Raw genomic sequence first — 14,186 nt, 5'->3', positions numbered from 1 at the left:
TCAGTAACGAATCGACCATCTCGCGGCGGCTCCCTGCGGTTACCGCAGGGTGAGTGCGTGTTGAGAGGAGTCGACTGGATCGGTTCTATGGTCGTTTGATGCGGGTTCCGGTGTCCGGGACTTTCGGAAGCTTTGAATACAGCCAGGAAAGGGCAGCCGAGCGCCATGACGAATAATCGCAATTCTTTGGAGAGTCAGGCGCCGCGCGGAAACGACGGGGCCGTAGCGGTCATCGGCATGTCCTGCCGGCTTCCCGGAGCGCAGAGCCCGGAGGCCTTCTGGCAGTTGCTCCGCAGCGGCACCGAGGCGATCACCGACATGCCGCCCGGCCGCTGGAGCGCCACGGAGCCGGACGCCGGACCGGGCATGCGCCGTGGCGGATTCCTCGACGCCGTCGCCGACTTCGACGCGGGCTTCTTCGACATCTCGCCGCGCGAGGCCACGGCCATGGACCCGCAGCAGCGGCTCGTCCTCGAACTCGCCTGGGAGGCCCTGGAGGACGCCGGGATCGTACCGCGGAGCCTGCGTGAGACCCGTACCGCCGTCTTCGTCGGCACCCTGCGCGACGACTACGCCGGCCTGGTCGGCCAGTACGGCGAGCAGGCCATCACCCAGCACACCATGACCGGCGTCAACCGGGGCATCATCGCCAACCGCGTCTCGTACCACCTGGGTCTGCGCGGGCCGAGCCTGACCGTCGACGCCGCCCAGTCCTCGTCCCTCGTGGCCGTGCACCTGGCCTGCGAGTCGCTGCGCTCGGGCGAGTCGACCACCGCCATCGTCGCCGGCGTCAACCTCAACCTCCTGGACACGAGCGCGGTGACGGAGGAGCGCTTCGGCGGCCTGTCCCCGGACGGCACCACCTACACCTTCGACGCCCGCGCCAACGGGTTCGTACGGGGGGAGGGCGGAGGCGCCGTCATCCTCAAGCCCCTGGAGCAGGCCGTCGCGGACGGCGACCGGATCCACGGCGTCATCCGGGCCAGCGCCGTGAACAACGACGGTGCCACGGCCGGCCTCACCGTCCCCAGCGGCCAGGCACAGCAGCAGGTGATCCGGGAGGCCCACGAGAAGGCCGGTACCGACCCCTCCGAGGTCCAGTACGTGGAACTCCACGGCACCGGCACCCCCGTCGGCGACCCCATCGAGGCGGGCGCCCTGGGCAGGGTGCTCGGCGCCGCACGTGCCCCCGGCGACCCGCTCCTGGTCGGCTCGGCCAAGACCAACGTCGGTCACCTGGAAGGCGCCGCCGGCATCGTCGGCCTCCTCAAGGCCCTGCTGAGCATCACCCACCGGGAGATCCCGGCCAGTCTCAACTACGCAACCCCCAACCCGGCCATCGACCTCCAGGGCCTCGGCCTCGCCGTGGCGAGCGAGCTCACCGCCTGGCCGCACCCCGAGCGACCCCTGATCGCCGGGGTCTCCTCGTTCGGCATGGGCGGCACCAACGCGCACGTCGTGGTCGAGGAGGGCCCGCGCACCGAGGGCAGCGGGGCCCCCGAGGGCGCCGAACCGGTCGCGGGCTCCGCGCCCGGCCCTCTGCCCTGGGTGCTCTCCGCCAAGGGCGCCGACGCCCTGCGCGCCCAGGCCGCCGCACTGCACACCCACGTGACCGGGAACGACGCCGATCCGGCCGACATCGGCTGGTCACTGGCCACCACCCGGACGGCGTTCGATCATCGGGCGGTGGTCGTGGGTGTGGGTCGTGAGGGGTTGCTCGCGGGTTTGGAGGAGGTTGCGGGCGCTCTGCCGGGTGCCGGTGTGGGTGCTGGTGTGGTGGCCGGTCAGGTCGTGGATGACCGGGTGGCGTTCTTGTTCGCGGGTCAGGGTGCGCAGCGGGCGGGTATGGGGCGTGAGTTGTATGAGGCGTTCCCGGTTTTTGCGGCTGTGTTCGATGAGGTGTTGTCGCATCTGGGGGGCTCGCTGCGGGAGGTGGTGTTCTCGGGTGTGGGTCTGGATGAGACGGGGAACACGCAGCCGGCGTTGTTCGCGTTGGAGGTGGCGCTGTTCCGGTTGGTGGAGTCGTGGGGTGTGAGGCCGGAGGTGGTGGCGGGTCATTCGATCGGTGAGATCGCTGCCGCTCATGTGGCGGGTGTGCTGTCGTTGGAGGATGCGGCGGTTCTGGTGTCGGCGCGTGGCCGTTTGATGCAGGCGTTGCCGGCCGGTGGTGCGATGGTCGCGGTCCAGGCTTCGGAGGAGCGGGTTCTTCCGCTGCTCGCGGGGCGTGAGGCGACGGTGGGGATCGCCGCGGTCAACGGCCCGGATTCGGTGGTGCTGGCGGGTGCCGAGGCGGAGGTTCTGGAGATTGCGGGCTCGCTCGGGGTGAGGTTCAAGCGGCTGGCGGTCAGTCATGCGTTCCATTCGCCGTTGATGGAGCCGATGCTGGCGGAGTTCCGTGAGGTCGTGGCCGGGCTGACGTTCCGTGCTCCGCAGTTGACGGTGGTTTCCACCGTCACCGGGCGGGTGGTGTCGTCGGGTGAGTTGATGTCGGTGGATTACTGGGTGGAGCATGTCCGCCGTCCGGTGCGTTTCGCGGATGCGGTGGCTGCGATCGAGGCTCTGGGTGTCGGTAGTTTCTTCGAGGTCGGTCCTGACGGGGTCCTGTCCGCGATGGCGGGCGAGATCACAGAGGTTCCGGTGGTTCCGGCCCTGCGCAAGGGCCGCCCCGAGCCCGAACAGCTCCTCGTTTCTCTCGGCGGCCTGTTCAGCCGGGGTGTCCCGGTGGACTGGGCGGCCTGTTACGAGGGCACCGGCGCCCGACGCGTCGACCTCCCCACCTACCCCTTCCAGCGCCGCCACTACTGGGTCGGCGGACAGCCCGCCGAGCGCACCGCCCTCGCCGTACCGCAGCCCGCCGAGACCGCCCCCGCCCCCGCGGGCGGATCGAGCGAGTGGGGCAGGCGGCTCTCCGGGCTCTCCGACGCAGAGCGGAACCGGGCCGTCACCGAGCTGGTGACCGCGCACATCTCCGCCGTCCTCGCCTACGAACAGGGCGAACGCGTCGAACTGCGGCGGCCCTTCAAGGAACTCGGCTTCGACTCGCTCATGGCGGTGGAGCTGCGCAACCGGCTCGGCGCCGCCACCGGTCTGCGGCTCCCCACCGGCCTCCTCTTCGACCACCCCACCCCGGCCGCGCTCATCACCTACACCGAGGCGGAACTGACCGGAGCGGACCGGGCCGCCGAGGACCTCGCGCCCGTCGCCCACGAGCTCCCGTACGACGAGCCGATCGCCATCGTCGGCATGGCCTGCCGGTACCCCGGTGGGGTCTCCTCGCCCGAGGAGCTGTGGCGCCTGGTCGCCGAGGGCGCCGACGTGATCTCCGGCTTCCCGGTCGATCGCGGCTGGGACGAGGACCTCTACGACAACGACCCCGAACGCTCGGGCAAGAGCTCCGTGAAGGAGGGCGGCTTCCTGCACGACGCGGCCCTCTTCGACGCCGGATTCTTCGGCATCTCGCCGCGCGAGGCCCTCGCCATGGACCCCCAGCAGCGCCTCCTCCTGGAGACCGCGTGGGAGAGCGTCGAGCGGGCCGGCATCAACCCGCACACCCTGCAAGGCACACGCACCGGCGTCTTCGTCGGCGCGACCGCACTCGACTACGGCCCGCGCCTCCACGACGCGCCCAAGAGCGTCGAGGGGCACCTGCTCACCGGCAGCACCAACAGCGTGATGTCCGGTCGGATCGCCTACCAGCTGGGCCTCGTCGGGCCCGCCCTCACCGTGGACACCGCCTGCTCCTCCTCGCTGGTCGCCCTGCACCTGGCGATCCGGTCGCTGCGCACGGGAGAGACGAACCTCGCCATCGCCGGCGGCGCGACCGTCATGTCGCAGCCCGGCATGTTCGTCGAGTTCTCCCGGCAGCGGGGGCTCGCCGCCGACGGCCGCAGCAAGTCCTTCTCCGCCGACGCGGACGGCACCAGCTGGGCCGAGGGGGTGGGCCTGCTGGTGGTGGAGCGGCTTTCCGACGCCCACCGCAACGGGCACCGCGTGCTCGCCGTGCTGCGCGGTTCCGCCGTCAACCAGGACGGTGCCTCCAACGGTCTGACCGCCCCCAGCGGCCCGGCCCAGGAGCGCGTCATCCGCCAGGCCCTCGCCGACGCGCGGCTCGCTCCCGCGGACGTGGACGCGGTCGAGGCGCACGGTACCGGCACCCGGCTCGGCGACCCCATCGAAGCCGAGGCGATCCTCGCCACGTACGGCAGCGGCCGCGGCGACCTGAACCCGGTGTACCTGGGCTCGCTCAAGTCGAACATCGGCCACGCCCAGGCCGCGGCCGGGGTCGGCGGCGTCATCAAGATGGTCCAGGCGATGCGCCACGGCATCCTGCCCCGGACGCTGCACGTCGGCGAACCCACCCCGCACGTCGACTGGACGGCCGGGCAGGTGGAACTCCTCACCGAGCAGCGCGAATGGCCCGCCGTCGACCGTCCGCGCCGGGCCGCGGTCTCCTCGTTCGGCATCAGCGGCACCAACGCCCACGTGGTCATCGAGCAGGCGGACACCGCGTCCGGGCAGGCGGATGCCGCTCCCGACCGGACCGACACCGCGGCCGAGCCGCAGGCCCTCGGGGACGCCCCGCTCCTGTGGCCCCTCTCCGCCCCCGACCAGGCGTCCCTGCGCGCCCAGGCCGAAGCCCTCCACGCCCACCTGACCGGCGACCGCGACCTGCGTCCCGCCGCCCTCGCCCGCGCCCTCGCCACCACCCGGGCCACCTGGCCCGAACGCGCCGTGGTCACCGGGACCCGCGGCGAGGAGCTGCTCGCCGGCCTCGACGCGCTGCGGCGCGGCGAAGCGTCGCCCCGGCTGGCCACGGGCAGCGCCGCCCGGGCCGGGCGCACGGCGTTCCTGTTCACCGGACAGGGCGCCCAGTACCCCGGCATGGGCCGTGGCCTGTACGCGGCACTGCCGGAGTTCGCCGCCGAGCTCGACGCGGTGTGCGCCGCCCTAGACGCCCACCTGGAGCGGCCGCTGCGCGACGTGATGTTCGCGGACGAGGGGTCCGAAGAGGCGGCCCTGCTGCACGAGACCCGCTACACCCAGCCCGCCCTGTTCGCCCTCGAAGTCGCCCTGCACCGCCATCTGGCCGCGCACGGGATGGTCCCCGACGCCGTGGCGGGTCACTCCATCGGCGAGCTCGCCGCCGCCCACGCGGCAGGCGTCCTCAGCCTGGAGGACGCGGCCGCCCTCGTCGCCGCCCGCGGCCGGCTCATGCAAGCCGCACGGCCCGGCGGCGCGATGGTCGCCGTCCAGGCCACCGAGGACGAGGTCGCCGAGACCCTCGCCCCGTACGCCGACCGCCTCGCGACGGCCGCCGTCAACGGACCCGACGCCCTCGTGGTCTCCGGCGACGCCGACGCCGTCGAGGAATTCACGGCGCTGTGGCGTGAACGCGGCCGCAAGACACGCCGCCTGACGGTCAGCCACGCCTTCCACTCGGCGCACATGGACGACATCCTCGACGAGTTCCGCACCGTCGCCGAAGGCCTGACCTACCGCGCGCCGCGCGTGCCGGTCGTCTCCACCCTCACCGGCCGCGCCGCCGCCGGTGACGACCTGCTCACCGCCGACTACTGGGTCCGGCAGATCCGCGAGACCGTACGGTTCGCCGACGCCTCCCGCGCCCTGGAAGACGACGGGGTCACCGTCTTCGTCGAGATCGGACCCGACGCCGTCCTCACGGCGATGGCCGCCGCCTCGTTCGCCGCCGACACCTCCACGGCCGTCGCGCTGCAGCGCGCGGGCCGAGACCAGGGCGTCACCCTGGCCGACGGGCTCGCCCGCGCCCACACCGTGGGCGCCCCGCTGGACCTGGGCTCCCTGACCGCCGACGCCGCCGGCACCGGGGCCGTCGAGCTGCCCACGTACGCCTTCCAGCGCTCCCACTACTGGCTCGCGCCCGAGGCGCGCACCGACGCCCGGAGCCTCGGACTCGACCCGGCCGGTCACCCGTTGCTCGCCACCACCGTCGAACTCGCGGGCCGCGAGGAACTGGTGCTCACCAGCCGTCTCTCGCTCGCCGGCCACCCGTGGCTGGAGGACCACCGCATCCACGGCACCGTCCTGGTGCCCGCGACCGCGTTCCTGGAGCTCGCCGTCGCGGCCGGCGAGGCCGCCGGCACCGGCCACCTGGCGGAACTCACCCTGGAGGCACCACTGGTGCTGCCCGAGCGGGAAGCCGTCCGGGTCCAGGTCGCCGTCGCCGCGCCCGACGCCGCCGGCAGCCGGTCCTTCACCGTGCACTCCCGGCGCGACGGCGCGGAGGAGGACCCGGAGCCGTGGACCCGCCACGTCTCGGGCGTACTGGCCGCCGTACCCGAGGAGCCCGAGGACGAGCGCTTCGGGGAACTGCGGCAGTGGCCGCCCGCCGGCGCCGAGGAACAGCCCCTCCACGACGCCTACGAGCGGCTCTCGGCGCTCGGCTACGGATACGGCCCCGCCTTCCAGGGGCTGCGCGCGGCCTGGCGTGCCGCCGACGGCACGGGCTACGCCGAAGTCGCCCTGCCCGTCGAGCAGCACGACGTGGCCGCCCGGTTCGGCATCCACCCGGCACTGCTCGACGCGGTCCTGCACCCCGTCGTGCTCGACGCCGCCGTCCAAGCCGAACCGGACGTCATCCGGCTGCCGTTCGCCTGGGCCGGTGTCACCGTCCACGCGGCGGGCGCCACCACTCTGCGCGTACGCATCGGCCGCGAGGGCCGTGACCAGGTGAGCCTGCACGTCGCCGACGGCACCGGGGCGCCGGTCGCCACCGTCGAATCGCTCGCGCTGCGCCCTGTCGCCAAGGACAGACTCGCCGCCTCCGGCACCGCCCGCCACGACAGCCTGTACACCGTCGAATGGACGCCGCTGGTCCCGTCCCCCGGCGCCAGGGCGAGCATCGCCGAGACGCCGGAGGACTTCGAGGCGGACGTCCTTCTGCTGCGGGTCGACTCCGCCGCGCAGCACACGCCGCAGGCCGCCCGCGAGAGCGTCGCGCACGTCCTCGGCCTGACCCAGCAGTGGCTGGCCGACACCCGCTTCCAAGGAGCCCGGCTGGCCGTCGCCACCACCGGCGCCGTCGCGGCCACCCACGGAGAGCCGGTCACCGGCCTGGACGCCGCACCGGTCTGGGGCCTGCTGCGCTCCGTCCAGTCCGAGCACCCGGACCGCATCGTCCTCGTCGACCTCGACGGCAGCCCCGCCGCCGAAGCGCTGCTGCCCGCGGCGCTCGCCACGGGGGAGCCGCAGATCGCCCTGCGGGCAGCCGGGATGAGGGTGCCCCGGCTGAGCAGGACCCACCGCCCGGCGCCGGAGGGAGCCCGGCAGCTCGATCCGGACGGCACGGTCCTGATCACGGGCGGCACCGGCGGCCTCGGCGGGCTCATCGCCCGCCACCTCGTCGCCCGGCACGGCGTACGCCACGTCCTGCTCACCAGCCGCCGCGGCCCCGACACCCCCGGCGCGGACGAGCTCGCCCTCGAACTCGCCGATCTGGGAGCGCGCGTGACCATCGCGGCCGCCGACGCAGCCGACCGCGAAGCCGTCGCCGCCGTCATCGGGGAGATCGCCCCCGCGCATCCGCTCACCGCCGTGGTGCACACGGCCGGCGTCCTCGACGACGCCACGGTCGAGTCGCTCACCGCCGAGCAACTGGAGCGCGTGCTGCGGCCCAAGGTGGACGCGGCCTGGCACCTGCACGAGCTGACCCGGGACAAGGAACTCGCCGCCTTCGTGCTGTTCTCCTCGGTCTCCGGCATCACCGGCACCGCGGGCCAGGCCAACTACGCCGCCGCCAACACCTATCTCGACGCGCTCGCCGCCCACCGGCAGGCCGAGGGCCTGGCCGCCACCTCGCTCGCCTGGGGCCTGTGGGACGGCAACCACGGTATGGGTGCCCACCTCGGCGAGGCCGACATCGCCCGCTGGAGCCGGGCCGGCGTCGACCCGCTCGACCCGGACACCGGGCTCGCCCTCCTCGACGCCGCCCTGGCCGTCGGCGACGCGCTCGTCGTGCCCGCCCTGTTCAACCTGGCCCGGCTGCGCACCGCCTCCGGCGGCGAGCCGCCCGCCCTCCTGCGCGGGCTCATCCGCAGCCGCCGCACCAAGGCCCGGGCGGCCGCGGGCACCGTCGCGAGCGCCGGCACCGGCGCCGGCACCGGCTGGGCCGGGCGGATCGCCGCCCTGCCCGAAGAAGACGGCCGTGAAGCCGTACGGGAGCTGGTCCGCAGTCTCGTCGCCGGGGTGCTCGGCCACCCGGACGCGGGCCGGATCGACCCCGACCGCGCCTTCAAGGAGATCGGCTTCGACTCGCTGGCCGCGGTGGACCTGCGCAACCGCCTGAACACCGCCACCGGCCTCAGGCTGCCTGCCACCGCCGTCTTCGACCACCCCTCGCCCGGCGCGCTCGCCGCCTACCTGCACCGGCAGACCGCGGGCACCAAGGCCGCCGCCACCGCCGTACCGGCCCGCCGGACGACCGACTCGGCGGACGATCCGATCGCCATCGTCGGCATGGCCTGCCGCTTCCCCGGCGGGGTCTCCTCACCCGGCGACCTGTGGAGCCTGGTCGCCGAAGGGACCGACGCCATCACCGAGTTCCCCGACAACCGGGGCTGGGACCTGGACTCCCTCTACGACCCGGACCCGGAGAAGACCGGCACCTCCTACACCCGGCACGGCGGCTTCCTGCACCAGGCCGACCTCTTCGACCCCGCGTTCTTCGGGATGTCCCCGCGCGAGGCCACGGCCACCGACCCGCAGCAGCGGATCCTGCTGGAGACCGCCTGGGAGACCTTCGAGAACGCCGGCATAGACCCGGCCCTGCTGCGCGGTTCCGCCACCGGCGTGTTCACCGGCGCCATGTACGACGACTACGCCTCCCGGCTCGCCAAGAGCCCGGAGGAGTTCGAGGGCTTCCTGCTCGCGGGCAACCTCTCCAGTGTCGTCTCCGGCCGGCTCGCCTACACGTACGGCCTGGAAGGCCCGGCCGTCACCGTGGACACCGCCTGCTCCTCCTCGCTCGTCGCCCTGCACCTGGCGGCGAACGCGCTGCGCCAGGGCGAGTGCGATCTCGCTCTCGCGGGCGGCGTGACCGTCATGTCCGGCCCGAACACCTTCGTGGAGTTCTCCCGCCAGCGCGGCCTCTCGACGGACGGCCGCTGCCGCTCCTTCTCCGCCGACGCGGAGGGGACCGGATGGGCCGAGGGAGTGGGCCTGCTCCTGGTGGAGCGGCTCTCCGACGCCCGCCGCAAGGGGCACCGGGTGCTCGCGGTGCTGCGCGGTTCCGCCGTCAACCAGGACGGCGCCTCGAACGGTCTGACGGCGCCGAACGGACCGGCACAGGAACGCGTCATCCGCCAGGCCCTCGCCAATGCCGGCCTCGCCGCCGCGGACGTGGACGCCGTCGAGGCGCACGGCACCGGCACCTCGCTCGGCGACCCGATCGAGGCACAGGCGCTGCTGTCCACCTACGGCCAGGACCGTCCCGCGGACCGGCCGCTCTACCTCGGCTCCCTCAAGTCGAACATCGGCCATGCCCAGGCCGCCGCAGGCGTGGGCGGCGTCATCAAGATGATCCAGGCCATGCGCCACGGCGTACTGCCGCGCACCCTGCACGCCGAGAACCCCTCCACCCACATCGAGTGGGACTCGGGCGCGGTGGAGCTCCTCACCGAGGAGCGGGCATGGCCGCAGACCGGCCGCCCCGCCCGCGCGGGCGTCTCCTCCTTCGGCATCAGCGGCACCAACGCGCACGTCATCCTGGAGGCCGTCGAGGAGCCCGCCGGCTCCCGGCAGCAGCCCGCTGACGGGGCGCGCGAGGCTGACGGCACCCTGCCGTGGATCCTGTCCGGCAAGGACGAGACCGCGCTGCGCCGCCAGGCGGACCGGCTCCACCGGCACCTCACCGCCCACCCCGAGCTCCACCCGGCAGACGTCGGCCTGTCCCTGGCGACCACCCGTGCCGCCCTGGAGCACCGCGCCGTCGTCATCGGCACCGACCGCGCCGCACTCCTCGAAGGCCTCGGTGCGCTCGGCCGGGACGAGTCCCCCGGCGGCTCGGTGGTCCGCGCCTCGGGCGCCCGGCGCGGCAAGACCGCCTTCCTGTTCACCGGACAGGGCAGCCAGCGCCTGGGCATGGGCCGCGAGCTCTACGAGGCTTCGCCCGTGTTCGCCCGCGCCCTGGACGACGTGTGCCGGCACCTCGACGCCGAACTCGTCCTGCCCGTCCAGCGGGTGCTCTTCGCCCCCGAGGACTCGGCGGACTCGGCGCTGATCGACCAGACCGCCTTCACACAGGCCGCGCTCTTCGCCGTGGAGGTCGCCCTGTTCCGGCTCGCCGAAAGCCGGGGCCTGACCCCCGACTACCTCCTCGGCCACTCGATCGGCGAGGTCACCGCCGCCCACCTGGCCGGGGTCCTCGACCTCGCCGACGCGTGCATCCTCGTCGCCGAGCGCGGCCGTCTCATGCAGGCGGCTCGCGACGGCGGGGCCATGGTCGCGCTCCAGGCCGCCGAGGGAGAGGTGCGCTCGCTCCTCGACGACTACGACTACAACGCGGTCGCGATCGCCGGGATCAACGGCCCCCGGTCCACGGTCATCTCCGGCGACGCCCACCTCGTCGACGAGATCACGGAAGTGTGGCGCAGCCGCGGCCGCAAGACCAAGCGGCTGTCCGTCAGCCACGCCTTCCACTCGCCGCACATGGACGAGATCCTCGACGAGTTCCGCACGGTCGCCGAAGGCCTGACCTTCCACGCGCCCCGCATCCCCGTCGTCTCCAACGTCACCGGGGTGCTCGCCACACCCGAGCAGCTGACATCACCCGACTACTGGGCCACCCACATCCGCGAGGCCGTCCGCTTCCACGACGGCGTCCGCCACCTGGAGGAGCTCGGAGTCACCGACTACGTGGAGCTCGGCCCCGACGGTGTCCTGACCGCCCTCCTCCAGGAGTGCCTGGAGGAAGAGCCCGGGCTCGCCCTGCCGCTGCTGCGCACCGGGCGCCCCGAGAACGAGACGTTCGCGCACGCCCTGTACGCCTCCGTACTGCGCGGGGCCCGCGCCGACTGGCAGGCCGTGTTCCCCGGCGCCCGCCCGGTGGAACTGCCGACCTACGCCTTCCAGCACGGCCGCTACTGGCTCGAAGGCGGCGAAAGTGCCGGCGAGGCCCAGGACTTCGGAATGGAGGGGGCGGACCATCCCCTGCTCGGCGCGGCCGTACGGATCGCGGACCGGGACGCCTACCTCTTCACCGGCCGGATCTCGCGCCGCACCCATCCCTGGCTCGACGGCCACGCGGTCGCCGGCACGGTCCTGCTGCCCGCCACCGCCCTGCTCGAACTGGCCTTCCAGGCCGCCGGGCGGGTGGGCTGCGACCGGGTCGAGGAGCTGACCGTGTCCGCGCCGCTGGTGCTGCCCGAGCGGGGCGCCGTCCAGCTGCAGATCGTCGTCGGCGAGGCCGACGCCGACGGCAGCCGCCCGGCATCCGTGTACGCCCGACCCGACCGGGGCGAGCTCGGCGAAGCCGAGTGGACCCTGCACGCCGAGGGCCGGCTCGGTACCGGCGCCGCCGCGGCCGAAGGCCTCTACGCCTGGCCGCCGGCCGGGGCCGCCGAGATCCCGTTGGAAGGCGTCTACGAGCGGCTCGCCGACCACGGCTACGAGTACGGGGCCCCCTTCCGAGGCCTCAACCGCCTGTGGCGGGACGGCGACGTCCTCTTCGCCGAGGTCGCCCTCGACGAGCGACAGCGCGACCAGGCAAGGAAGTACGGCCTCCACCCGGCGCTCCTCGACGCCGCGCTGCACCCGGTCCTCCCCGGCGTGGCCGAGGAGGGCGGCACCAACTGGCTGCCGTTCTCCTGGACCGGAGTCAGCCTGTACGCCACGGGTGCGACCGTCCTGCGCGTACGCCTGGCCCTGACCCGGCCCGGCGACGGTTCGCTGGAGGCCGCGGTCACCGTGGCCGACGGGGCGGGCGGCCCGGTCGCCGCAGCCGAATCGCTGCTGCTGCGGCCCCTGTCCAAGGAGGCGCTGCGCGCCGTCGGAACGGCGGCGCAGGAGGGCCTGTTCCGGATGGACTGGACGGTGCTCACGGCAGGAACGGCGGCGGCCGCGGGTACGGATGCAGCTTCGGGTACGGCCGCGGACACAGCCCGCTGGGCGCTGCTCGGCGCCACCGCGCCGGAGCTCACCGGCTCCGTGCCGGGCGCCGCGGTCCACGCCGACCCGGCCGCGGCCGCCGCGGCCGCCCAGGCGGCGGGGACGGCTCCCGAAGTGCTCCTGCTGCCCGCGCTGCCGGTACAGCCGGGGGCCGAGGTCCACGGCACCCTGCCCGAACGGGCCCGCACCGCCCTGCGCCGGGTCCTGGACACCCTCCAGGGCTGGCTGGCGGAGGACCGGCTGGCCGACAGCCGACTGGTCGTCGTCACCCGGGGCGCGGTGGCGACCGGCACCGAGGACGCCATCGACCTGGCCCACTCGGGGATCTGGGGCCTCATCAGGTCCGCGCAGACCGAGAACCCCGGCCGGCTCACCCTGGTCGACCTCGACCCGGCGGACGAGGCCGGGGAGGCTGCCCTGCTCACCGCCGCCGTGGCGAGCGGCGAGCCGCAGATCGCGGTGCGGGGCGGAGCCCTCACCGTGCCCCGCCTCGCCCGTACCACCCAGGTCCCCGATGCCCCGGCACCCGCATGGGACCGCGGCACGGTGCTGATCACGGGCGCCACCGGAGCCCTCGGGGCCGTCCTCGCCCGCCACCTGGTCACCGAGCACGGCGCACGCCGGCTGCTGCTGCTGAGCAGGCGGGGCGCCGACGCCCCCGGCGCGGTCGAACTGCGCGCCGAGATCGCGGAGCTGGGGGCCGAGGCCGTCCTCGCCGCGGTGGACGTGACGGATCGGCAGGCGCTGGCCCGAGTCCTCGCGGACCTTCCGGAGCAGCACCCGCTGACCGCCGTCGTACACACCGCCGGAGTCCTCGACGACGGGGTGGCCGCCACGCTCACCGCCGGACAGCTGGAGAGCGTACTGAGGCCCAAGGTGGACGCGGCCTGGAATCTGCATGAGCTGACGCAGGACGCCGATATCACCGCGTTCGTCCTGTACTCCTCCGTGGCCGGCCTGATCGGCACCGCGGGCCAGGCCAACTACGCGGCGGGCAACACCTTCCTGGACGCGCTCGCCGCCCACCGCCGCGCCCAGGGGCTGCCCGCCAGTTCGCTCGGCTGGGGCCTGTGGGCCGAGGCCAGCACCATCTCGGGCGGCCTCGCCGAAACGGACCTGCGCCGGCTGTCCCGGTCGGGCCTGCTGCCGCTCGCCTCGAAGGACGCGATGGCCCTGTTCGACGCGGCCCCCGCGACCGGCGAGCCGGTACTCGCGGTCAGCCGCCTCGACCTGGCCGCACTGCGTGGCGGTGGCGAACAGATCCCGGCGGTCCTGCGGTCGCTGGCCGGAGCCACCAGGCGCCGCGCCACGGCTGCCGCGGCCGGGACCGGCACGACGGGGGAGATCCCGCTTTCCGAGCGGCTCGCCCCGCTCTCCCCGATCGAGCGGCAGGGCGTGCTGACCGATCTCGTACGGACCCAGGTGGCCGGGGTCCTCGGACACGGCGACCCGGGCGGGATCGAGGCCGGCCGCGCCTTCCAGGAGCTCGGCTTCGACTCGCTCACCGCCGTCGAACTGCGCAACCAGCTCAACCGGGCCACCGGACTGAAGCTGCCCACCACCCTGGTCTTCGACCATCCGTCGCCGGCCGCACTCGCGGCCCACCTGCTCGACGCACTCGACGTCCAGGACGCCGGCGGCCCGACCGCCGATCCGGTCCTGACGCCGCTCGTCGGGCTGGAGAGCGCCATCACCGCCACCGCCGCCACCGACCACGAGGCCCACGACCGGATCGTCACCCGGCTGCGGGAACTCCTGGAGGCGGCCGAGGCGGCAGCCGGCGCGGGCCGGTCCTCCCAGGACGAGGCAGTGCAGGACCTCGACGAGGCGAGCGACGAAGAGCTCTTCGCGCTCCTCGACGAACTCGACTGAGCCCTCCGGCCGAGTGGTACGGCCGGTACGCATCACCGGAGCCGCACGGCTCCACGCCCTGCGGGCGGCGCCCGCCGCCTGCCGCCCGCAGGGCACGTCCAGCAATCAGAGCAGACCCATCACTCCGGGGGAGAACACACGTGGCTGACGAGGTACAACTCCGCGAATACCTC

The 14,186-nt window shown here is 74.0% G+C and carries 1 protein-coding gene; it reads left to right on the top strand.

All coding sequences use genetic code 11. From position 1 onward, the window contains the following. Positions 1-165: 165 nt before the first annotated feature. Positions 166-14,013 (top strand): type I polyketide synthase, encoded by a 13,848-nt coding sequence (locus KO717_RS08925; RefSeq protein ID WP_301365705.1) that lies wholly within the window; start codon positions 166-168, stop codon positions 14,011-14,013. Positions 14,014-14,186 lie beyond the last annotated feature (173 nt).

This window comes from Streptomyces xanthophaeus, from assembly GCF_030440515.1.
Lineage (GTDB): Bacteria > Actinomycetota > Actinomycetes > Streptomycetales > Streptomycetaceae > Streptomyces > Streptomyces kutzneri.
This window is presented reverse-complemented; position numbering and strand designations above follow the sequence as displayed.

Bases quoted from the DNA above. Each gene is read 5' to 3' on its own strand.
- KO717_RS08925 (WP_301365705.1), top strand. From the start codon at position 166: ATGACGAATAATCGCAATTCTTTGGAGAGTCAGGCGCCGCGCGGAAAC.